Origin of the sequence: Brumimicrobium aurantiacum (assembly GCF_003402975.1) — a bacterium.
Lineage (GTDB): Bacteria > Bacteroidota > Bacteroidia > Flavobacteriales_D > Crocinitomicaceae > Brumimicrobium > Brumimicrobium aurantiacum.
Window position 1 is genome coordinate 161519 of sequence record NZ_QURB01000003.1, and the last position, 22824, is coordinate 184342.

The 22824-nt window shown below is 32.9% G+C and carries 18 protein-coding genes and 1 tRNA gene; 10 read left to right on the forward strand and 9 right to left on the reverse strand.

Annotated features, from left to right (window positions below; all coding sequences use genetic code 11):
• Positions 1-26 precede the first annotated feature (26 nt).
• Positions 27-3917 carry a type V CRISPR-associated protein Cas12a/Cpf1 gene (cas12a, locus tag DXU93_RS06540; protein ID WP_116880475.1) on the reverse strand — a complete coding sequence of 1297 codons (3891 nt, stop codon included), beginning with the start codon at positions 3915-3917 and terminating at the stop codon, positions 27-29.
• Positions 3918-4133: 216 nt separating this feature from the next.
• Between cas12a and DXU93_RS06545 the strand changes: the two genes are divergently transcribed.
• The 7 genes from DXU93_RS06545 to rfaD all read left to right on the forward strand — a co-directional run bounded on the left by DXU93_RS06545 (position 4134) and on the right by rfaD (position 12545).
• Positions 4134-5192, forward strand: coding sequence for a Fe(3+) ABC transporter substrate-binding protein (locus DXU93_RS06545; RefSeq protein ID WP_116880476.1), 1059 nt, complete (start codon positions 4134-4136; stop codon positions 5190-5192).
• Positions 5173-6834 carry an ABC transporter permease gene (locus DXU93_RS06550; RefSeq protein ID WP_116880477.1) on the forward strand — a complete coding sequence of 554 codons (1662 nt, stop codon included), beginning with the start codon at positions 5173-5175 and terminating at the stop codon, positions 6832-6834. Before DXU93_RS06545 ends, DXU93_RS06550 begins: the two co-directional genes overlap by 20 nt.
• 934 nt (positions 6835-7768) lie before the next feature.
• The gene (locus DXU93_RS06555; protein WP_116880478.1) at positions 7769-8767 is read left to right on the forward strand and encodes an ABC transporter ATP-binding protein; all 999 of its coding nucleotides are present in this window, start codon (positions 7769-7771) and stop codon (positions 8765-8767) included.
• A 469-nt stretch (positions 8768-9236) separates the two neighbouring features.
• Positions 9237-9318, forward strand: a tRNA-Leu gene (locus DXU93_RS06560).
• Positions 9319-9410: 92 nt separating this feature from the next.
• Positions 9411-10772 (forward strand): trigger factor, encoded by a 1362-nt coding sequence (tig, locus tag DXU93_RS06565; RefSeq protein ID WP_116880479.1) that lies wholly within the window; start codon positions 9411-9413, stop codon positions 10770-10772.
• Positions 10773-10968: 196 nt separating this feature from the next.
• On the forward strand, positions 10969-11388 hold the full coding sequence (locus tag DXU93_RS06570) for a hypothetical protein (RefSeq protein WP_116880480.1): 420 nt from the start codon (positions 10969-10971) through the stop codon (positions 11386-11388).
• 191 nt (positions 11389-11579) lie between these two features.
• Positions 11580-12545, forward strand: a complete 966-nt coding sequence (gene rfaD / locus DXU93_RS06575) for an ADP-glyceromanno-heptose 6-epimerase (RefSeq protein WP_116880481.1) — start codon at positions 11580-11582, stop codon at positions 12543-12545.
• 63 nt (positions 12546-12608) lie between these two features.
• Here the strand turns inward: rfaD and DXU93_RS06580 are convergent, their stop codons facing one another.
• The 3 genes from DXU93_RS06580 to DXU93_RS06590 all read right to left on the reverse strand — a co-directional run bounded on the left by DXU93_RS06580 (position 12609) and on the right by DXU93_RS06590 (position 17221).
• On the reverse strand, positions 12609-13985 hold the full coding sequence (locus tag DXU93_RS06580; RefSeq protein ID WP_123776068.1) for an O-antigen ligase family protein: 1377 nt from the start codon (positions 13983-13985) through the stop codon (positions 12609-12611).
• 75 nt (positions 13986-14060) lie between these two features.
• Complete coding sequence (locus tag DXU93_RS06585; protein WP_116880483.1) at positions 14061-15050, reverse strand: Wzz/FepE/Etk N-terminal domain-containing protein; 990 nt, start codon at positions 15048-15050, stop codon at positions 14061-14063.
• Positions 15051-15097: 47 nt separating this feature from the next.
• Entirely contained in the window at positions 15098-17221 is a 2124-nt protein-coding gene (locus tag DXU93_RS06590; protein ID WP_165851351.1) for a S46 family peptidase, read from the reverse strand.
• Positions 17222-17315: 94 nt separating this feature from the next.
• Here DXU93_RS06590 and DXU93_RS06595 point away from each other — a divergent pair, with 94 nt between their 5' ends.
• Entirely contained in the window at positions 17316-17990 is a 675-nt protein-coding gene (locus DXU93_RS06595; protein WP_123776069.1) for a hypothetical protein, read from the forward strand.
• A 3-nt stretch (positions 17991-17993) separates the two neighbouring features.
• On the opposite strand, the gene coaE is transcribed toward DXU93_RS06595, so the two are convergent.
• From coaE to DXU93_RS06610, 3 genes are read right to left on the reverse strand one after another with little or no spacing between them, the layout of a single operon-like run.
• A complete protein-coding gene (coaE, locus tag DXU93_RS06600; protein ID WP_116880486.1) occupies positions 17994-18575 on the reverse strand; it encodes a dephospho-CoA kinase in 582 nt (193 codons plus the stop codon).
• On the reverse strand, positions 18575-18958 hold the full coding sequence (locus tag DXU93_RS06605) for a DUF1987 domain-containing protein (RefSeq protein WP_116880487.1): 384 nt from the start codon (positions 18956-18958) through the stop codon (positions 18575-18577). Before DXU93_RS06605 ends, coaE begins: the two co-directional genes overlap by 1 nt.
• A 2-nt stretch (positions 18959-18960) precedes the next feature.
• Positions 18961-19524 carry a SiaB family protein kinase gene (locus DXU93_RS06610; RefSeq protein ID WP_116880488.1) on the reverse strand — a complete coding sequence of 188 codons (564 nt, stop codon included), beginning with the start codon at positions 19522-19524 and terminating at the stop codon, positions 18961-18963.
• Between the two features lie 158 nt (positions 19525-19682).
• Here DXU93_RS06610 and DXU93_RS06615 point away from each other — a divergent pair, with 158 nt between their 5' ends.
• Both DXU93_RS06615 and DXU93_RS06620 read left to right on the forward strand, forming a co-directional pair.
• Complete coding sequence (locus DXU93_RS06615; RefSeq protein WP_116880677.1) at positions 19683-20423, forward strand: SAM-dependent methyltransferase; 741 nt, start codon at positions 19683-19685, stop codon at positions 20421-20423.
• Positions 20420-21199, forward strand: coding sequence for a ZIP family metal transporter (locus DXU93_RS06620; RefSeq protein ID WP_116880489.1), 780 nt, complete (start codon positions 20420-20422; stop codon positions 21197-21199). Before DXU93_RS06615 ends, DXU93_RS06620 begins: the two co-directional genes overlap by 4 nt.
• 17 nt (positions 21200-21216) lie before the next feature.
• On the opposite strand, the gene DXU93_RS06625 is transcribed toward DXU93_RS06620, so the two are convergent.
• On the reverse strand, positions 21217-22323 hold the full coding sequence (locus tag DXU93_RS06625) for a glycoside hydrolase family 3 N-terminal domain-containing protein (protein ID WP_116880490.1): 1107 nt from the start codon (positions 22321-22323) through the stop codon (positions 21217-21219).
• A gap of 12 nt (positions 22324-22335) precedes the next feature.
• The gene (locus DXU93_RS06630) at positions 22336-22740 is read right to left on the reverse strand and encodes an OsmC family protein (RefSeq protein WP_116880491.1); all 405 of its coding nucleotides are present in this window, start codon (positions 22738-22740) and stop codon (positions 22336-22338) included.
• Positions 22741-22824 lie beyond the last annotated feature (84 nt).

The following is a 22824-nucleotide window of genomic DNA, read 5'->3' on the forward strand; positions in this document are numbered from 1 at the left end:
GAGTGTTGTCTCGACCCTTTTTTTAGTTATTGATTTTCTTGAACAAATTTCAACCAACCTTTATTCGTTTTATCTAATTTTAATTTTTTCCATTCGTTACCTTCGAATGACTGAATTTCTTTAATCCACTGTAATCCTTTTTTTGCAATATGATATGCACCATTCGCATCTGCATCTTTTGGAAGATTCTTATCTGCATGTCGACTATCATAAAAGAATCCATTTTCATTTTTTACAGGGGAGATTAAATAATCGATTTCGCTATTTGTTTTACTATTTCTCATCTGTAATGTAAGTCTAAATAGATGGATTAACTCTGAGAAAAAGTCTTTTTCTTCTCTAGAAATCAATTGACTCTTTATGTCGGATCCGTTTCCATATGTAATATTATGTCTACCGAAGAAGTCTTCAAAAGCTGTGGTAATATTGATTTCTTTATTATCCCATTGATTTAGTTTTTCTGGATTTCTAAATGTTTTAATTCTATCACCATATGTGCAAACAGTCCAATTTGTTTTGGTGCCCTCAGCTCTCGTAGTGAATTCATTATAGTCAAAATCAAATTCAAAAATTGCTTCTTTTGGATTGTATTTGATACTATTAAATTTATTAAAGAATTCTTGTGACTTTCTAACACTTTCATATTTTACATGGAATAAATTGACAAATCCAGTCGTTGGATCTATTTTACTAGTGTTCCATGCAGGTACATAAAATAAGAAACCACTTTGTTTTCCTAACTTTTGAAAGCTTTCAAATTTATTTGTTAATTGTAAAGCATTGTATATTCCAGCTGGCTCGTTTGGTTGTCTATCTTTCAATACAAGGTAATTTAGTTTGTCTATCAACATTTTCTCCAATTTCTGATAAACTTGCTTCTCCACCTTGAAACGACCTCGTTTAAAGCCCATGTTTAAGTCTTCCATTACAACTATGGCATTATGTTCAATCATCATTTTGGATATCTTATGGACAACTTGTGAAATGTAACCTTCTTTGAGTTCTTTAATGGTTTCTACTGTTCCCCAGTTTTTTCTTGCTTTGTCTCTTTCAATTTCTTTTGTCTCTAAAAGATTGTGGTAAGAAGTCGTTATGTTATGTTTTTTGTTAACAATTTCATTAAGCGATATCTGTTCTAATATTTTTCCTTTCTGATCGATTAGTGTTAAGTAAATAAGGTGTCGTTCTCCACGATCTAATCCAATGATTTTAACATCAGGATTCTCCTTTAAATAATCTAAAACATCATAATTGATGTAATCTGTACCCTTTGCTTTGAAGTTTAATGTAATTGGAACGTGAAACTGAAATTTGTCAATTGTATATCTTTTGTCTTTTATAATGTTGTACTTAAATATGCTTTCTTTTTTCTCATTATTTGGATTTTTATTAATAATCGGTTGATTTCTTTTGTGAATTATTTGCCTATCGTGTTGAATTGACTTTTTACGATAGAATATTTCAGCCTCTCCATTAAGTTTATATGTTACATCTTTTAAGTTCTGTTCATCAAATAGTGCTTTCCAATATAGTGTGTGAAGGTTAGGTTTGCCATTACTGAATTTTGAAAAGTCTTTGTTGTAAATTTGAAAAAGATAAAGTTTTCCTTCATTAATTTGTTCCTCTATAAATGATGAATCGATATTGGTGTATGTTATAGAGTAAGCTTGTGGTTCTAATTCTCTATAAAATTGATCGATTGATTCATAGATTTGAGTGTCGGAAAACTTGAACTTAAACTTTGACCAATCAGGGTGTTTTTGTATTGAATCCTTAAAAAAATCTATAAGTTTATGACAATCATTTAAATTAAAATCTAACTTATCAAATCCACTTTGTGGTTTTCCTCCTTTAGTGTGTGTTCCATGATTTCGTATACGAAGAATATCTTTACTAGGTTTGTAGTAATCCAGGTTTTTCTTTCCAAAAAACACTTTAGGAAGCATTTTGCTAGCTCCAGGGAGTAATTTGTAATTTACTTTTTTATAAATATCAGTGTTTGTTGATTTTGGTGTGTTTCTGAATATTTTATTGTGGTTTTTATCCATTATTCCCAGATAGTAAAAACCATTCTTTATGAATAAAATAGACGTATTAGCTTCCTCTTTATTGACATCCCATCCGTTTAAAAGTGTACTGTTTTCAAAATTCAGTTTAAATTTCTCCGTACTATATGGTTTTTGAGTAGCATAATTTCTTACTTTGTTGTAGAGTGGAATGATTAACTCTAATTGATTGTATAATTCATCAAAATTGGTGTAGAATTGTTCGTCTTTCTCAAAAGCAAAACTTCCTGATAAAACTAGTGGTTTTGCAAAATGTAAATACTCCATTATACTATCTAAGAAATGTTTAATATTATCAATATTATTTTTCTCTTGATGCAGACGCTTATTATCTGGAAAAGGAGTGTTTAAGACTCCTTTAATGGTGTTGTATCTTGCTTTTATTTTTGAAATGAAATCAAATTCTTTGTTAGAACCTTCCTTGTTTTCGGCTATGAAAAAATCTTTAAAGTAATTAGCAATACAGTTAGGTTTGTAGGTGTTTTTGTATTGATTTCCATTTGAATTTTCGTTTATATAAAGATGAATTGCTTCTTCTATAAAGGAGATTGAAAGGTAGGTTTGTTTTGTGATTTTAGCCTTTTCCTTTTCTAGTTTTTCTCTTTTTTTATCGGTATTTGCATTATTAAAATTATGAGCAAAATTAGGGTCTATTTTATTTTCATAAAAATAATTAAGTGCTTCTCGTATAACACTATAATTTTTGAATATTTTCATTGAAATATTCGTAATACTGGTGTCATTTTTTATATAAACTTTATCTAATTCGAAGTTAATCAATTCAGCAAGTAGCAATTTTAAATTCTCAAGCACATTAATCGTGCTATTTTTATCATTTGGTAAATAGTCAATTAAGTTTTCTAGGTAAAAATTATTTATAGAATCTAATACTTTTTGACTTGCTGAACTTTCTTCATCATCCTCGAATGTATCAGGTAAAAAAGACGTTCTTGTTCTATCACTTAAAATTTGTTTATAAAGTACTTTTAGTTTAGGTACTCTGTTTTTTTTGTCTTGTTTTTGGTTATATAAATTTATATATTCATTTAAACCTTGTATTTTTTGTTTCCCTTCTTCAGCAGTTCTACCTCCAAGAATTAAATTGTAAATGTCTATTCCTTTTTGCGACAATGTTTCATTAAAATACTCTAATTCAAATGCCTCATTTATTGCATTTATCCCTAAATACTCCTCGATTTCTTGATAAAGTTTCTTTAAATTCTCCTCTAAATCAGGTACTTTATTAATTTTTTGAAATATGTTTATGTTATCGATGAATCTGGGTAGATTTTCATGTATTAATCGGTAAGCAATTGCTGTAGATTGTTCTTGATCAGTATACATGTTTTTTCTATTTTGATGAAAGCCTGAAAAGTAAGTTGTGAAATTCTTAAATTCGGGATCAAAATGAATGTCTTCTATTTTGTTTTCAATTATCCATTCTTCTAATAGTTTAGTGATTAGATCTTTTTTGTCGATTTTAGAAAAAATATCTTTTACTTCCTCTCCTTTAAAACCTTTGGCTATTTCTTTCCTTAAAATCTCTTGGATTTTACTTAGTTTGGTTTTGTATTTTTCATCTTTTTTATCAGCGTTTGAGGCATTGTAAATTTCTTCAAAATCTATCAGATTAGTTAGTTTTACATTTGACATTGCTAAATCAATAAAATCACGATGAAAAGCATCAATTGTAGCTTTCATTTTTTTATAACTATCAGCTCTCTTTTCGTCATTTTTAATAAAACCTTTTGAATTGATATGTTCAAGCGTTTTTCCTTGTGGCTTTAATTCGAATCGTAAAGTTTTAGATAATTGGAATTTGTTTGTAAATAAATTGATTTGATTTTTCATAAATAGTTTTTTTAGATAGAATGTATTTAAGGTAATACCTTCTTGATTTTTAGTTTGCTAATTCATTAGATTAATTCTAACTTACTAAGTTAAGAATATTCTAAAATTAATCTTTTGGTTTCTTAATAGAATTTATAGTCATATACATTCCACATCCCTCCTTATCCAAATCCATTCTAAATAACTATATTTGCGTAAATCAAATATTCAGAATCAATGAAGAAAACATTTGTAATAGCAGCAGCATTGTCAATCTTTGCATCGTGTGGAGGAAATGAAGAGCAGTCAACAGCAAAAGAAGAAAAAGCAGTTGAAGAAAAGCAACAAGTAGTGAATGTTTATACACATCGTCACTATGAACCAGATCAAGAGATTTTTCAACTGTTTGAAGACCAAACAGGTATTGAAGTGAAGGTAATTAACGCCAGTGCAGATGAGTTGATTCAAAAAATGAAAATGGAAGGTGCTCAGTCTCCTGCTGATGTTTTAATTACAGTTGATGCAGGGAGATTACATCGAGCAAAAGAACAAGGTTTGTTGCAAAGTATTGAATCTGATGTGTTAGAATCATCAATTCCTGCATACCTTCAAGATGTCGATAATCAATGGTTTGGTTTAACGAAGCGTGCGAGAATAATCGTTTATGCTAAAGATAGAGTGAAACCAGAAGAGCTTTCAACCTACGAACAATTGGTTTCAGAAAAATGGGATGACAAAATTTTGGTGCGTTCTTCTTCAAATATTTACAATCAATCGTTAATGGCTTCAATCATTGCCAATGATGGTGAAGAAACAGCTTTAGATTGGGCAAAAGGTTTAGTAGATAACATGGCAAGATCACCAAAAGGTTCGGATAGAGACCAGGTAAAAGCTGTAGTTGCTGGAGAAGGTGACTTAGCCATTGTAAATTCTTACTACATCGGGAAGTTATTGAATTCAGCAGATGAAGAAGAGGTAAATGTTGCAAAACAAGTAGGAATTTTCTTTCCAAATCAAGAAGGAAGAGGTGCACATATTAACGTGAGTGGAGCAGGAGTTGCAAAACATGCCCCAAACAAAGAGAATGCTATTCGTTTTATAGAGTTTTTAATTGGCGAAGAAGCACAACAAATCTTTACAGTTGCAAATTACGAATATCCTGTTTTGGAAAGCGTAGCGCCATCAGCAGATATTCAAGCTTGGGGAGAATTTAAAGAAGATACTTTGAACCTTACAAAATTAGGCGAAAACAATAAAAAAGCCGTTTTATTATTTGATGAAGCAGGCTGGAAATAAAAATATTTTTTCCTTAAAATCTAATCTCAAAAGGTTTTTAAGAGACAGCAATCAATGGTCAGTGTTTACACTGGCTATTGTTGTTTTAATTGCCTTGCCAATTATTGTCATTGGCGTTGAATTGTTTTTTGGTCCAGGAGAAACATGGAGTCATATAGTGGAGTATTTGTTACCCGATTATGTGTTGAATTCCCTTTTCCTCGTAGTGATGTGTAGCGTTTTGGTGTTGATTTTTGGCGTTTCATCTGCTTGGTTTGTGGCCCGCTTCAATTTCCCAATGCGTAAACAATTGGAATGGTTACTGATACTTCCTTTGGCAATTCCTTCTTACATTGTTGGCTATGCCTACGCTGGGATTTTCGATTATGGTGGAAGTTTAGCCTTAATTCTTCGTGCTTTAAATTTGGAGTTTGTCAGAATTGATGTGATGAACAGCTATGGATTGGCTTTTGTCCTCAGTATTTCCCTTTTTCCTTATGTATATGTAAGTGCGCGTGCATTTTTCTTGTATCAAGCCAATAGTTTGATGGAGGCTTCAAAAATGCTTGGAGTAGGGGAGCGTAAAACATTTTTCAAATTGATGTTGCCCTTGGCACGACCTGCAATTGTTGCTGGATTGGTTTTGGTATTGATGGAAGTGCTAAACGATTACGGTGCTGCAAAATATTACGGTGTCAATACTTTTACTACGGGGATTTTCCGTTCGTGGTTTTCATTAGAAGAACCGGAGACAGCTGTTTATTTATCCGCTTTATTGGTGCTCATAATTTTTGCCTTAATTGGAATAGAAAAATGGCAAATGCGTAAAGTTAAATTTTCATCAGCCAAGACGAATACCAAACAGATGCAAAGAAAGTCACCAAAGAAAAGATTGAAATGGTTGATCTTTGCTGTAGTTGCACTTCCTGTATTGTTGGGATTTGTTTTGCCCATTGCGCAATTGATTTATTGGGCCTTTCTTACCGCTTCTAAAGTTTTCGATGTGGCCTTTTTTAGTGTTGCCTTAGAAAGTTTTGGAATTGCTATCTCTTCAGCGTTAATTACCGTGTTTTTTGCATTAATGTTGATTTACTTCTCAAAATGGAACGCTTTAAGAATGGTGAAAAACGTTGCCAGAATTGGAGTTTTGGGTTATGCTGTTCCGGGAGCAGTAATCGCTATTGGAATTATGATTCCGACCTTGGCATTAGACAAGTGGTTGATCCGTGTTTTAGCAGATTTCGGAATTGAAACCGGCTTTTTGATCAATGGAACACTCATCGCATTGTTTTATGCTTATGCTGTTCGGTTCTTGGCGGTTGCGTATAATCCGATAGAATCCACATCATTAAAAATTGACGAATCGGTCGCGAATTCTTCTAGGGTTTTAGGCGTTGGAAATTTAAAAACCTTTTTTAAGATTGAATTCCCATTGATAAAGACGGGGATTTTTAGTGCGGTGATTTTGGTTTTTATTGATGTCATGAAAGAACTGCCATTAACCTTAATTCTAAAACCTTATGGCGTAGAAACTTTGGCCGTTAAAGCCTACGAATACGCAAGTGACGAAATGGTTATGGAAGCAGCAATTCCATCCCTTTTGATTATCTTAACGGCAACACTACCCGTTATTTTTCTAAATAAACTTTTGATAAAGAAATAAGATGCTTAAAATAAGCTCCTTGGATAATTTATTGTAGTGAATTATATTACAATAATAAGGTAAGATGATGTTAAAACGTGTTCTTTTGAACTTTTCCAGCGAAAGTGAATTTCATGCGGAATTGCGTTTTTTCTAAAAGAAAAAAATGAGCATGAAGCATAAGAAATTTCACGTTACGAAGTGTTCGCCTTAAAAGTTCAATGATTTTTTGTTTCGTTTTTTATCAAGAAAAAATGAAAAGACTAAACTTTTTTATATTTCACCTAATTCTTTTGTGATAATTTTACACACCAATTAAGATAAAGAAATAAGATGCTTAAAATAAACTCCTTGGATAATTTATTGTAGTGAATTATATACAATAATAAGGTAGGATGATTTTAAAACGTGTTCTTTTGAACTTTTCCAGCGAAAGTGAATTTCATGCGGAATTGCGTTTTTTCTAAAAGAAAAAAAAGAGCATGAAGCAATGGAAATTTCACGATACGAAGTATTCGCCTTAAAAGTTCAATGATTTTTTTGTTTCGTTTTTTATCAAGAAAAAATGAAAAGACTAAACTTTTTTATATTTCACCTAATTCTTTTGTGATAATTTTACACACCAATTAAGATAGAGAAATAAGATGCTTAAAATAAACTCCTTGGATAATTTATTGTAGTGAATTATATTACAATAATAAGGTAGGATGATGTTAAAACGTGTTCTTTTGAACTTTTCCAGCGAAAGTGAATTTCTTGCGGAATTGCGTTTTTTCTAAAAGAAAAAAAAGAGCATGAAGCATAAGAAATTTCACGTTACGAAGTATTCGCCTTAAAAGTTCAATGATTTTTTGTTTCGTTTTTTATCAAGAAAAAATGAAAAGACTAAACTTTTTTATATTTCACCTAATTCTTTTGTGATAATTTTACACACCAATTAAGATAGAGAAATAAAATGCTTAAAATAAAATCACTTTCTAAAAGCTTTGATAAAGGAAAAACATTCGCCTTAGACCACGTTTCTTTTGTAATAAAAAAAGGAAGTGTTTGCGCCATCGTTGGAGAGAGTGGAAGTGGTAAAACAACACTTGTTCGCTTGATTTCTGGTTTGGAAAGACCAGATGATGGAGAAATAGTTCTTTCCAATGAAAAAGTGGCTAGCCTCACCACGTTTATACCACCAGAAAGACGTAAAATTGGAATGGTGTTTCAAGAATACGCTTTGTTTCCGCATTTAACCATCATTGAAAATGTAATGTATGGAATTGCTAAACACAAAGATAAAAAGCAGATTGCCAAAGAAATGCTTGATTTGGTTGGACTTGAAGGAATGGAAAAGCGTTATCCTTATCAATTGTCAGGTGGTCAACAACAACGTGTAGCGTTGGCTCGAGCATTAGCGCCAAAACCAAGTTTATTGATTCTAGATGAGCCATTTAGTAATTTGGACACGATGTTGAAAACGCAATTACGGAATGAGATTTTTGAAATCATTAATTCAACAGGTGTTACAGTTCTATTTGTTACCCACGACACCCAAGATGCTTTAACAGTAGCAGATGAAATTCTTATCTTACATAAAGGGAAGTTGGTTCAAAAAGACATTGCATCGAATTTATATACACAACCAACAAATCAATATGTAGCTTCGCTTTTTGGCAAAGTTTTGTCTTTAACTTCAGAAATTCAGCAAGATTTCAATTGTAGTTTTGATAAAGGGAAATCATTTGCCATACGAAACGAACACATCATTGCAAGTGATCATCAACCAAATCGCGATTACTATGTCAAGTCAAAGGTGATTAAATCAATTGTTCTAGGGGATAAAATTCAATTAACCGTTAAACTTCCTTCTGGAGTTCCTTTTACTATAAGTATGAGTGCTCAACCAGTAACAGATGAGGTATATTTAGGTTTTAATAAAGGTGCTGTTTTGGAGTTTGGTAGACTTTAGTTTGAATAATTGTGTTGGTTCGAAGTGTCACCGCTCTGCGGCTTTTTAAAACGCTAAACGTTTTTTATTAACGTATAGCCCACTCTGTGGGCTAGTTATACTGGTATATAAGACAAGAATGGGAAAGATGAATCATAAGTTATGGATCACTACAAATTTATGAGTAAGTTGTTTTATCTCCACCACAGCGTGGTGGAGATGTTAATAAAAAACAATTAAAAAACATTTATAAAGCCTCAGAGTGGCGACCTGTTATGAGTAAACATATTACCATTTTTGTTCGCTTAAATTAGATTTCAAAAAATCAAAACACCCTAAAATAGAGAGGTGAAAATAATTCCAAAAAAATATTTTCAAATAAATTTATTAATTCCATTAATATTAAATAATAATTACTTAAATTTGCACTCGCTTTTGATTATAAAAGTAGATAGATACCAAATAACGTTTTGGTATATTTTTTTAAAATGCGGATGTGATGAAATTGGTAGACATGCTAGACTTAGGATCTAGTGCCGCGAGGCGTGTGGGTTCGACTCCCTCCATCCGCACACAATTAAAAGTGGTATGAGTTTTAACTTATACCATTTTTTGTTTGAGCCTTTTTGGTTTTAGTATTAAGTAAAAGTTTATTTCAATCAATATGAATATTACAAAAGAAAACGTTGATGATCTCAACGCACTATTGAAAGTTAAAGTAGAGAAAAGTGATTATCAAGAAAATGTTGATAAAGCTTTAACAAACTACAGAAAAAATGCAAACATTCCTGGTTTTAGAAAAGGAAAAGTACCAATGGGTATCATCAAGAAACAATACGGTAAAAACGTACTTGGCGATGAATTAAACCGAATTGTTAGCGAAGGACTTTTTAAATATGTTGATGAACAAGAATTTGAAATTCTTGGAAATCCATTACCAAAAAACGACATCGAAGTAAAAGGTGACTTTGATAACCCAGATACATTTGAGTTTACTTACGAAATCGGTATTTCTCCTGAAGTTGATGTGAAACTTTCTGGAAGAAACAAATACGAATACACTAAAGTAAAAGTTGACAAAACATTAGTTGACAAACAAATCGAAGATCTTACACGTCGTTACGGAAAATTAACTTCAGGTGAGAAAGTTGGTGAAAGAGACATGGTACTTGGTCAATTGGTAGAATTGAACGAAGACGGTGAAATCTTAGAAGGTGGAGTTATGAACGATTCTACAATTTCAATGGAGTTCGTTCAGGACGAGGAATTGAAAAAAGAATTGATCGGTAAGAAAGCTGGTGACACTGTAGTTGTAAACCCAATGAATATTTCTAGAGGTGGAAACGATACAGCATCTATGTTGGGAATCGAAGAAAGTCAATTGGATTCAATTTCTGATAAATTTAACTTGACAATCAACGAAGTGAAGGTAATGGAGCCTGCTGAATTGAACCAAGAGTTATTTGATAAATTGTTTGGTGAAGGAGAAGTGACTTCTGAAGAGCAGATGAGAGAGAAAGTTGAGGCAGATATGGCTCAAATGTTCGAAAAAGACAGTGAGAAAATTTTAACTCGTCGTATCTCAAATGACTTAATCAAAAAGACAGATATTCAACTTCCAGAAGCTTTCTTGAAAAGATGGATATTAGCATCTCAAAAAGAGGCTATCACAATGGAAGATGTTGAGAATGACTTCGAAAACTATGCACGTAGTTTGAGATGGCAATTGATTCAAAACAGTATCTTCAAAAACAACGACATGAAAGTTGAAAAAGAAGAAGCTGTAAATTACACAAAAAGTCTATTGGTTAACCAATACGCGCAATATGGAATGCCAGCACCAGAAGATGCTGAATTAACGCAATCTGCAGAGCAAGTATTGTCAAACCAAAAAGAAGCACAACAAATTTATGATATGTTGGCTGAAGAAAAAATGACGAAATACTTCAAAGAGACAGTTAAGTTGGACGTTAAAGAGGTAGATTATGACGAGTACGTTAAAATCGCTCAAGACAGTAACGCTTAAGATTAGTCTCAAATATTAGATAAAAACCTCATGCTTTTGCATGGGGTTTTTTTGTGCATTTTTTTTTAATTAAAATGATCAGTTTTTATAGTCCTCTCCTCCACAGAAATTGTAGTGATATATTATGTTAATTTCTTCAGCTATTCCTTATAATTCTCTTAACTTGGTGATTTAACTACAAAAAACAAACAATAGTATGTTATTACAAACAATTAAAAAAACACCATTATTATTATGTGCAGGAGCCATTCTATCCTTTAGTTCTTGTGGTGGAGATGACACCAATAATGCTGATTCAAAAGAAACAACAGAATCTTATGATAATACTCCAAGAAGTAGATCAAACGATAATACTGTAAAACCTTCAATGGATGCAAATGCAGATAAAAATGATGCTCCACAGAATAACCAGATAAATACAAATTCACAAAATAATAACGGAGTAAAATTGAATCCTCCACATGGTGAACCAGGACACGATTGTGCAATTGCTGTTGGACAACCATTAAATTCAACTTCTAGTACACCAATGAATAATAATGAGGTTAAATTAAATCCTCCACATGGAGAGCCTGGACATGATTGTGCTGTAGCTGTTGGTCAACCATTGCGTTAGACCGTTTTAAGTTTTTAGCCGCAATTGATCTCAATAATATCGATTTGGCTTAAAGAATAAATATACTTATTAGCTTTTTTTTGTCACTAAAGCCTATCTTTTTTCAAAGCTTGATTTTTTATGATGATTAATGTTAATAAAGTTGTCATTTTTGTATCTTTACTATAAATACATTAAAAAAAACAAAGAATATGATAGTTGTAACAGGAGCTGCTGGATTCATCGGTAGTGGTTTGGTCAGCAAACTAAATGATATAGGAATTAGTCGTATTATTATCGTAGATGATTTTTCTAATAATGAAAAAGAACACAATCTTGTAGGTAAGAAGTACTCAGAAAGAATAGATCGAGGTGAATTTCTTCCATGGTTGAAAGAGCATGGTGAAGATGTGAAGTTTATTTTCCATATCGGAGCAAGAACAGATACAACTGAATTTGACAAAACTGTTTTTGATGAATTAAACTTAAACTATTCTAAAGAGCTTTGGCGACATGCCACACAATACAGTATTCCTTTGGTTTATGCAAGTTCGGCGGCAACTTATGGATTGGGTGAATTTGGGTATGATGATGATCACGAACTAGTAGAGAAATTAAAGCCGTTAAATCCTTATGGTGATTCTAAACAAGAATTCGATAAGTGGGTATTGGAACAACCAATTAAACCTCCTTTTTGGGCTGGATTAAAGTTCTTCAATGTTTATGGACCAAATGAATACCATAAAGGAAGAATGGCCTCTGTAGTTTTACACGCTTTCCGTCAAATCATGAAAACAGGTGAGATGAAATTGTTCCGTTCTCATAACGAAAAGTATGAAGATGGAGAACAAAAAAGAGATTTCATTTACGTTAAAGATGTTCTGAATATTTGTGTTTTCTTGATGGAAAAACGCCCAGAAAGCGGATTGTATAATGTAGGTTCAGGAAAAGCAAGAACGTTCAAAACTTTGGCATCGAACACTTTTCATGCGATGAATCGCGATACGGAGATTTCTTATATTGATACTCCAGCGGACATTAGAGATAAATACCAGTATTATACTGAAGCAAAAATTAATAAGCTGATTTCTGCAGGATATACAAAAGGATTCCATACGCTAGAACAAGGAATAAACGATTATGTAGAAAATTACTTGATTGATAAAAAGTATCTATAATTCCTTAAAAGAATTAATTTTCAAATGCAATTACATTATGTGTAGTTGCATTTTTTTTGTGGCTTAGTTTGTCTTTAGTTTTTGCTTTAAACGCAAACTCTGTGCAATGATAATCGCAGAAACTCCGTATACTGGAATAGAGGCCTTGTCAGTATCAAGATAATTGTTCAATAATCCATGGAAGAAATAGGTTGACATTGCTAAGATTAAGCACAATATGATTATATACATTTCCTTATCCTCAGGAGTATAACGTTTCAAATGGATCAGTAACATTATTCCACAGTAGAATAGTGCTGCAACAAAAGCTAAAACTGATAAAGTTCCAATTAAACCCATTTCTGCTAGTGGGCCAAGGTATTCTGAATGAGCATTCCCTTGGTTTCCGAAATTCGTAGAAATAATAGTTAAGTTTTCTGGATCTTGGTAAGGTGCATATTCGAAGGCGTAAGTCGCTGGACCGAAACCAAAAACTGGTCGTTCTAAAAACATATTCCAAGCAGCGCCCCATCTATTAAGTCGTTCCAGATTGGATGCATCAGAGGAAATGTTAGCTGCTGATTGTAATCTTTCATCGAAATTAGTAGTGGTATGTTCATGCTTGTTTTTGGCCAATGCAATCTCTATTTGAGTCCATGAAACCAACACAATTAAAAGTAGACTTATACCTACTCCTAACAAGTATTTAAACTTAATTTTGTATTTGATGAAAGCCCAAACAGCAAGCGCAAACACCACACTCAACCATGCTCCTCTAGTATAACTAAAATAGAGTCCAAGTAACGTAATTATAAAAAGAATAATCAGTAAAACCTGTGCTTGAATGGAGTGTTTTTTATAGAAATATAATCCAATATTAAAAATGAGACTAATTGCGATAGAAGCACCATAAATTGTGTGATCTTTAAAAAATGGAGACATTACCCAGTGTCCTTCTTTTTCTCCAAAACTATATCCCCAGTGACGAATTAAGGTGTAACTAATCACAATTGCCATAGCAATAGTATAGCACCACAGAAATCGAACAATGTTTTTCTTCTCTTCGAATATCTTGAATCCAATCATTAAAATAGGAATGATATACCACAGTTTCATCAATAAGAATTTGAACGAAACCAAAGGATTAGAACTGGTGATAGAAGTCATAAAAACCCACATTAAGTAGAAGCCAATAGAAAGCGTAATTGGATGCATCCAAAATGCTTTTCCTATTGAAGGTTTTTTTAATTCCTTCATGATTACCAGTAACATCAATCCGAAAAGAATAGGTTCTGTAGGGAGGAATAATCCGATTTTTCCATCCGTGAACTCTTCAAGATTAACGGATAAAGGTGTGCAAAAAGCAACCAAGAGAAAAGCAGTACTCGTATGGAAAAATCCAAGATAAGCAATGATTAAAACGAGTGGTAAAGCATTAAAGAAATAATTGTCATTGAACATGAAATAGGTATTTACTCCTAAAAAAAGGAATAAAAAACCTATAAGCAAATTATTGTTTTTAATGAAATCCACTGCTTAAACCGCTTGTTTAACTGTTTTAAATCTGTCTCTTATCAATAAAGCGATAAACATTAAAATCACTGCAGCAAAAGTAAAGACCAAAACGATGATCATTCTTTTTGGCTTGGCTTTTTTATCAGAAGCTACAGCAGATTCAACAACGAATTTATGATTGAAATTTTCTAATGCATCAGACTCCGCTTGTTCGTATGATACCTCGTGGTCTGTTAGTTTTTCAGTTCGGTATTCACGAAGATCAGAAAGGGCATCGTATCTAGAACCATATTTCAAGTTCACTTCGATTTGCTTTTTGAAAAATGCCTTGTCTTCCGTTGTTTTTGATTCGTTTAATGCAGCGAATAATCCAGACCTAGATTCCGAGTCAACAACTCCAAGCTTTGAAAGACTATCCATTTCTTTATTCAACCTTTCTTGTGACGCTTTTAGTTGTTCTAACTTTCTTTTGTTGATCTCAAAAGCTGGAATTGTACGTTCTTTAATCAAATCGTTTTTAACCGTATCTATTAATTGTACAATCTTGTTTGCAATATCTGCGGCCAGTTGTGGAGATTTATCTAAAACTGAAATGTTGATAGAACCATAACGAGTACGCTCAAAGTGGATGTGACTTTCGTATGCTTTTCCTAATTTATGGTGATAACTTTCTTCCTCAGGATCAATTTCGTAAACTTTTGCCAAGTCAAATTTCTCGATGATACGATTTCTTAGAGGCGAGGATTGAAGAATCTGGATAAGTTGTTCTGCTTGCTCTTCCTCACCGAAGTCCATTGAACTCGCTTTGGCGTTACTTTGTGCGTTAAAAGAAACTGTACTTGTCGCTGTTGGAAACACAATTGCATTCGATTCATATAACACCGGAAGCATTAGTGAAATAATGATTGAAATCACCCCTGCAATTAGTCCAGTGAATATTAATATCTTTCGGTTTTTGTAAGAAAACACCAATAATTCATTGGCGCCTTGATCAGATTTCTTTTTTTCCATCCTAAATTATTTTACCTACTAACTTGATTGTTTACAATTTATTGTGATTAACGTACAATTGTCATTTCATCAACGATATGTGGTGCTTCACCATAGATGTCAATCATCCAAAGTACATAGCGTATATCCACAGAAATGTTTCTACATCTTGAGGCGTCAAACATATAGTCACTCATTGTACTTTCCCAACTTCTGTCAAAGTTTACTCCAATTAAATGACCCTCTCCATTAATTACTGGCGAACCAGAGTTTCCTCCTGTGGTATGGTTTGAACCTGTGAAACAAACCCATAATTCACCATCTTGAGCGTAATCACCATAGTTTTTTTCTTCGTATAGCTCCAACATTCTTGGCAATAAATCGAAATCGTCTTTCCCTGTATTGTATTTCTCAATTACTCCGTCCAAAGTTGTGTGTGGAGTATATTTCATTCCGTCTCTAGGAGTAGAACCTTCCAATTTTCCGTATGTTACACGTAAAGTGCTGTTTGCATTTGCCCAATGTTTCGCTTCAGGATACATTTCATACTTTCCTTTTACATAAGGCTTCATCAGTTGATTCTTTGTTCCATAATAAACTCTTAAATCAGCCAATAACTTGTTTCTGAAAATATCATTCAATTCAGTGAAAAGTTGAATTCCTGCATCTTTGTTAATCTTCTTTTTAGCATATTTATCGAAGTTGTTTAATACATTCATGTATTCTTCTTGGTCAACCAAAAATGATTCTTCAAAAATTTCTTCTTGTAAATCTTTTAAATCTTCATTCAAACTTGCAGGAATAAATGCAGTATCAATTGTGTTTTTATAATATTCACTTTGCATTAAGAAGATTTCTTTATCAATATTTACATCATACTTTTCAAAGAAAGATTTCATTGCTTCTTTTTCAGCCTCTACAGCTTTTGCAAGTTCTTCTGTTTTTTCTTCCTTATAAAGTGTTATTAAATCATTAATTGCTCTTGCTCTTTTGAACATTTCTGAACCAACATAAACGTATTCTATGTACATGTTGTATGTGAAATCACTGCTGTTGTATTTTGCCGATAATTCTCTTAAGCTTTTTACGACATCTTGAAATTCTTTGTATTCATCACTTTCTGCTGCTTTTGCAGCATAAGCATCTTCGTAATTTAATTTCTTTGCAACAGCGTTACCTCTTTTTAATCCGTCGATTTGACCAATCCATTTTTTCCATGCATTTGCTATTCTTGCTTGTTTTGGAGCGTACATAATTTGTGTTGCCTCTGATTTTTTCATTGCTGCATTAATAACAGATAATGAAAGGTCTCTCATTTTAATTTGAGCAGGACGCATTTCGTTGATGATGAAATCTAGTTCGTTACTAATGGTGTGCTGATTTGTTGTTCCTGGAAATCCAAAAACCATTGTGAACTCGTCAACTTGTCTGTCTTTTAAAGAAATTGGTAGGTGATGAATAGGAGTGTAAGGCTTGTTGTTCTCACTGTATTCAGCTGGTTTGTTGTTTTCATCAGCATAAATTCTAAATACTGAAAAATCTCCAGTGTGTCTTGGCCAAACCCAGTTGTCAGTGTCTCCACCAAATTTACCTACCGTGTTTGGAGGTGTTCCAACAAGTCTGATGTCCTTAAAAGTTTCCTTCACCAAAAGGAAGTAACTATTTCCGTAATCGAATGGTTTGATATTCGCCTCGTAGTGATTTCCATCTGTGGCTTCAGCTTTTAATAAGGCAATGTTGGCCATGATTTTTTGATTGATTTCAGCTCCGCTTAGCTCTTCAGTTCCTTCAAGAACTTTGGCTGTAACGTCTTCAATTTTTACCATTCTTGAAGCTGTCAATCCTGGGTTTTTCAATTCTTCTGCAAGATTTTTTGCCCAAAATCCATATTTTGCAATGTTGTTCTCTACAGTTGAGTGAGAATAAATTTGAGAAAACCCACAGTGATGATTCGTAAGTAAAAGTCCTTTGTCTGAAATGATTTCAGAAGTACATCCTCCACCAAAGTGAATGATGGCATCTTTAATACTTGCATTATTGGCGTCGTAAATATCCTCCGCACTAATTTTCATTCCCATAGCTTTCATGTCGGATTCAAAAGCACCGAGTAAAGTTGGGATTAACATGCCTTCCTCTGCACGAGCAAAAACATTCAGAAACATAAATAACAATAAGAAATTAACTTTTTTCATCATCTTTAATTTTATTAAGCGGTAAATATAAGAAGTGTAAAGAATTTTTGGTATTCTTATTTGAATAAAGATTTAATTTTTACAACTTTGAACCGTGGAAGTACTGAATTTTATATTTCGAATAGGGGTGATTTTAGCCGTTTACAATTTTTTGTGGTGGCTCATTATGATGCTTGTTAATATTTTACGAGGAGGAAAAGCGAAGCTACTTTTCGAAATTTACTTCATTAAAACCATAAGATATGTGTTCTTGGCAGATGTCGTTTTCCTTTTTAGTGTAAAACAGGCCGGTGGTTTTATTGAACTCAATGATATATTACTTTCTGGACTTATTCTTCTGATTTATTTTACGGGTAAAATTCAATCCAAACAAAAGAAACAGTCCATGTTTTCTGTAAGCGGAAGAGCAAATATTCCTGGATTAGGAGGGATGATGAATAGCTTAAAACCAGTTTTTGATATAAGATTCGAAATAGGTGTAGTTGTTTTGGCTTTACTGGTCTTTAGTGGATTTTATTTTGCACCTCATTTGGCTTCAAATGTGATTTCAAATTGGTTTTTAGATAGTATTTTGAATATTGAAGACACTCCTGTATTTGGATTCATCTTTAAGGTTATAGGATTCTTTTTCTTAATCTCTGTATTGTTGAAAATTACAAACGCAATTCTTTCCATTTTGATTGGAGGGAAGCGAGATGAAGTTATAGAAGATGACTACGACGATAAAAATGACGATGATCATTTTGACGATTACACGGAGGTGAAATAATTCCTACTTTAATTTTGATAACATTTCCAAAACTTGTGGAACAACAAGTGTCTTGTCATCATTGTTGATGATAAAATTGGCCAATTCCTTTTTCTTTTCATCAGACCATTGATTGTTCATACGTTGCTTTATTTCTTCTCTTGTTGAACGATCTCTTTGAAGAACTCTGTTTATTCGTATGGCTTCAGGTGCAGTGACCAATACCGTTGCATCAAAATTCTTATACGCACCTGTTTCGAATAATATAGCCGCCTCGTTAAACGCAAATCCAGAGGTTTGACTTTTACTCCATTCTTCATAGGCCTGTCGAACAGCAGGATGAATAATGTTATTTAATTTTGATTTTAAGCGCTGATCATTAAAAATTTTAGAGGCAAGATATGGTCTGTTTAACTCTCCTTCAATATAAGCCTTATCACCAAAAATATTGATTATTTGACCTTGAATGTGTTTGTTTTGAGACATTAAACACTTCGCTTCGTAATCTGAGTTGAAAACAGGAATATTCATGGTTTGAAGTACCTTACTGATGATTGATTTTCCCGAACCAATACCTCCTGTTAAACCAATTTTCTTTACTGTCATTAAATTTCGTCTACTTCAATCATTTTAAATGGCAATGGGACAATCGCTTGATAATCTTCTCCTGCTTCCTCGATGTCACCGTCGTCCTTTTCAAAATACCAGTGAATGTATACGGAAGTTTTGTCTTTTGGAATAGATTCCAATAACTTAAATAAATCGAGTAAACATTTAGAAGAAGAAGTATTAAAGTACTCTAGCTTTACTTCAAAAATGGTTTTGGGTTGTGGACAGGTGCTATATTCTTTTAGCCATTCATTGAGCGGTCTATAAAACTCAACAGAGTTTTCTGGAATAGATCTCCCTCTCAGTTCGATGGTTCCATTGTCATATTCAAAAGAAACACTAGGTGTTTTTGCTGTCCCTTCAAGATTAATATTTTCCATGGTTAATTGATTTTAACATTTAAACAGTAAAAACTATATTGGTCATTTATAGGTTTAAATTCATATTCTATTTTTTTGTTTGATTTTCGTGCGATATCTATCAATCCTAGTCCCGCCGTTCCTTTATTAGAATATTCACCGTCATTTAAAATGGAGACGTATAAATCGCGTAATCCTTCTTTGTCGAGATTATTGATGTGATTAATTTTCGACTTTAGTTTTTCTACCTTTTGATTTTCAATAAAGTTTCCTGTTTTAATTTCATAAAAATCTGCAGGCTTTGAAATGATTAAAATAGATGCTTTATCAGAAGAAATACTTTGTTTGGCATTTTTAGTAAATGTCCCTTTTCCTTCATTATGATGATACAAGTTTTGTAAACATTCTACCAGCACGTTGTAAACCTTTTTCCGAATCGAAACTGATTCTTCTATAATGGCTAGTTTATCCTCCATTATGTTGAGTACCGAAGTTAATAAGTCTGCCGAAACCACTCCCTTGTAAGAGATGATGGACTGTTCGGTTTCCATGTCCTGATATAATTTGTAAACACTTTTTAATGGCATCTGTCTTTGTTTGATTCAATGCACTCCATTACAAATATATTGTTTTGTTCCAAATGACCAAGTTATCCCTTTACTTTCTTTTATCTTTTGATGCAACAATATTGCAAACATCCTTTAAATTGAATACATTTGTCTTCTTTTTAATTAATATCGTGGAAATGAGTGAACAGAAGGGTGAATGGTTTGAAACATGGTTCGATACGTCGTATTATCATATTTTATATCAAAATAGAGATTTCACAGAAGCTGAAAAGTTCATTAGCAATTTATTGGCTTATTTAAATCTACCAAAAAGTTCCAATTGTCTTGATTTGGCTTGTGGAAAGGGTAGGCACTCTATATTCCTGAATAAACAAGGACTCCAAGTAACTGGGGTAGATCTTTCAGCAAACAGCATCGAAAATGCCAAACCTTTTGAGAATGACACCCTGTCTTTTGATACGCACGATATGCGTGAAGTTTACCTTGAAAATACTTACGATGTGGTTTTCAATCTCTTTACAAGTTTCGGATATTTTGAAGATTATGATGATAACCAAAAGGTGTTGGATTCAGTTCATCAAATGTTGGTTGAAGACGGATTGTTAGTCATTGACTTTATGAATGCTGATTATGCACTTGATAATTTAGTGGAAGAGGAGGTGAAAACTTTGAGTGGAATTGATTTTAATATCACGAAGTCCTATAATGGAAGTCACATTTTTAAAAATATTGATTTTGTAGATAAAGGGAAGCCATTTCATTTCCAAGAAAAAGTACAAGCCATCAAGAAAGAAGAGTTTGAAACATTGTTGGAAAATGCTGGTTTTGATGTTTTAGATGTTTTTGGTGATTTTTCTCTAGCTCCTTTTGACAGAAAAGAATCTGATCGATTAATTATTATAGCGAAGAAAAAATGAGTTTAATTTTAGGAGCGATTCTCCTTGTAATCTCTGTACTTGTCGGAGGTGGATTAGTCGTGTTTTTAGAAAACATGAATCGTGGAAAGTTGATTAAAATTTTACTTTCATTAAGTGGTGGTTTTTTACTCGCTATTGCATTTATCCATTTTATACCTGAAATCTATGCCCACGGTTCAAGTGGAGTAGGGTATTATATTTTACTTGGATTTCTTATTCAATTATTTTTGGAATACTTTTCTGGTGGAATAGAGCATGGACATATTCATGCTAAAGATGTTAAAGGAACCATTCCGTGGTCTTTATTTTTGGCTTTAAGTTTTCATTCTTTCTTTGAAGGAATGCCGTTAGAGGCCCAATTTATGGTTGAGTCTGGAGAGGCTGTGGCAGAAAGTGTGCATCATTTACATCATCACGCACATCACGATCATTCAAAAGGTGATGGAGTGCAAGGGCTGTTGTTGGGAATTATTCTCCATAAAATACCTGTTGCAATTGCTTTAATGACCTTGCTTTTGGCTTCTGGATTTAAAAAATCTAAAGCTTGGATGGTGTTGAGCGCTTTTGCTTTAATGGCGCCACTTGGAATGTTAGTTGGACATTACGGAGCTAAAAATGCTTGGCTAAATCTTGAAATTATCCTAGCTGTGGTTGTCGGTATGTTTTTACATATTTCAACAACCATTATTTTCGAATCAAGCGAAAACCATAAGTTTAACTTAATTAAACTTATTAGTTTACTGCTTGGTGTTGGATTGGCAATGATTGCCATTTAATCTTTTTGTCTTTTTTTCTATTGAGGGAATAATGCTCCTTCAGTACAAAGTTTGGCGCGAATAATTCGTTTGCAAGATTGGTCAACGGTCGCTTTAAAATTTTCATCAGCTCTATATTTTTCTAATATTTCTTGATGAGCTTTGGCAGCATTTAATGGCATCAGTAATATATCTACTCCAGCTTCAATTGCTTTAATATTTGAACCTTCGATTGTAGAAACACCCAACATGTTCATGGCATCAGTTACAATTAGTCCTCTGAAGTTTAAACTGTCACGTAATAAATCTGTAACAATTTCTCGAGAAATAGAAGCCGGCATTCCATTGGTGTTGAATTTCGTGTCGTTCTCAACAGCAATATGGGCTATCATAACACTCATTACTCCATTGGCAATTAATGGTGGATAGTTTTTTATTTCTTTCATTTCACCTTTGATGTAAACCAGTTTTTTATGCGTGTCGCCTTCAACGTATCCGTGTCCAGGGAAATGTTTTGCTGTTGCAATAATATTGTGTTTTTGTGTTTCTTGAATAAATGCATCAGACCATGGAATAACACTGTCTGGTTCATGGCCAAAACTTCTCCATCCCACTGTTTTGTTTGGGGACATGTCTACAACCGGCGCAAAATTATAGTTGATTCCAATTTCCTTTAAATCATTTGAAATAATATTGGCTACTTTTTTTACCTCTGCCTTTGTTTTTAGTGTGTTGGCTTTACTCACAGGGGTTGAGTTTTTAATTTTACGATTAACCAAACTAGCTTCGGCATCGGCACTATATAGAAATGGAAGAGATCCAGATGCTGTATTCCATTCGTTGTATTTTTTGACCCAATTAGTGAATTCAGTTTTTGTTCCATTCAGTAACAATAAGCCACCAATTTTATCAGTTTTTACCAATTGATCAATTGTAGCCTCGGTTTGTCCGTATGGGCCAATTGCCGGCATGATTAATTGAGCTACCTTTTGATGGTCGCTTAAAGCGTCAAAATGTTGATTCACTTTTTCATTAAGTTCAAGGTTGTATTTATAAAAGTCAGTTAAATTATAATTGACTTCTTGAGCATTTAAAGCAAAAGTAATACTGATGAAAAATAAACATGTAATTTGAAGAATGCGCATTGTAATATGGTTTTAATATTTAAATTCAATATTGATTTTGATTTCTGAAGAAACGCTTTTCGCGACTGGACAGTTCTTAGCTGCATTTTCAATTCTTCTTTTTTCTTGATCATTCCAATTGTTCATAGAAAGATCTAATACAAAATTGAGTCCACTAATTCGTCTTGGATTATCTGTCATGATTTTTTCAACATCTCCTTTACAATCTTGAAACTCTATTTCGTTTTTGTCACAATAAATACCAATGATCGTAATCATGCAATTTAAATAAGCTGTTGCAACAAGGTCTGTTGGAGAAAATCTTGTGCCTTTTCCGTTATTATCTACCGGGGCATCTGTTTCAATGATTGTTCCTGATTTTTCATGAAGAGAGGAAATTCTTAAATTCCCTAAATAGGATGAGCTTATTTTTTTCATAGTCCTTTTATATTACGTATTTTTGCCTTTGAAAGTATAAATACAAAAATAGTATTTTCTTGACTTCAAAGGCAGTTTTAAAGA

Coding starts and splice junctions, on each gene's coding strand:
- cas12a (WP_116880475.1), bottom strand. CDS start 3,917: ATGAAAAATCAAATCAATTTATTTACAAACAAATTCCAATTATCTAAA.
- DXU93_RS06545 (WP_116880476.1), top strand. CDS start 4,134: ATGAAGAAAACATTTGTAATAGCAGCAGCATTGTCAATCTTTGCATCG.
- DXU93_RS06550 (WP_116880477.1), top strand. CDS start 5,173: ATGAAGCAGGCTGGAAATAAAAATATTTTTTCCTTAAAATCTAATCTC.
- DXU93_RS06555 (WP_116880478.1), top strand. CDS start 7,769: ATGCTTAAAATAAAATCACTTTCTAAAAGCTTTGATAAAGGAAAAACA.
- tig (WP_116880479.1), top strand. CDS start 9,411: ATGAATATTACAAAAGAAAACGTTGATGATCTCAACGCACTATTGAAA.
- DXU93_RS06570 (WP_116880480.1), top strand. CDS start 10,969: ATGTTATTACAAACAATTAAAAAAACACCATTATTATTATGTGCAGGA.
- rfaD (WP_116880481.1), top strand. CDS start 11,580: ATGATAGTTGTAACAGGAGCTGCTGGATTCATCGGTAGTGGTTTGGTC.
- DXU93_RS06580 (WP_123776068.1), bottom strand. CDS start 13,985: ATGTTCAATGACAATTATTTCTTTAATGCTTTACCACTCGTTTTAATC.
- DXU93_RS06585 (WP_116880483.1), bottom strand. CDS start 15,050: ATGGAAAAAAAGAAATCTGATCAAGGCGCCAATGAATTATTGGTGTTT.
- DXU93_RS06590 (WP_165851351.1), bottom strand. CDS start 17,221: ATGAAAAAAGTTAATTTCTTATTGTTATTTATGTTTCTGAATGTTTTT.
- coaE (WP_116880486.1), bottom strand. CDS start 18,575: ATGACAGTAAAGAAAATTGGTTTAACAGGAGGTATTGGTTCGGGAAAA.
- DXU93_RS06605 (WP_116880487.1), bottom strand. CDS start 18,958: ATGGAAAATATTAATCTTGAAGGGACAGCAAAAACACCTAGTGTTTCT.
- DXU93_RS06610 (WP_116880488.1), bottom strand. CDS start 19,524: ATGCCATTAAAAAGTGTTTACAAATTATATCAGGACATGGAAACCGAA.
- DXU93_RS06615 (WP_116880677.1), top strand. CDS start 19,683: ATGAGTGAACAGAAGGGTGAATGGTTTGAAACATGGTTCGATACGTCG.
- DXU93_RS06620 (WP_116880489.1), top strand. CDS start 20,420: ATGAGTTTAATTTTAGGAGCGATTCTCCTTGTAATCTCTGTACTTGTC.
- DXU93_RS06625 (WP_116880490.1), bottom strand. CDS start 22,323: ATGCGCATTCTTCAAATTACATGTTTATTTTTCATCAGTATTACTTTT.
- DXU93_RS06630 (WP_116880491.1), bottom strand. CDS start 22,740: ATGAAAAAAATAAGCTCATCCTATTTAGGGAATTTAAGAATTTCCTCT.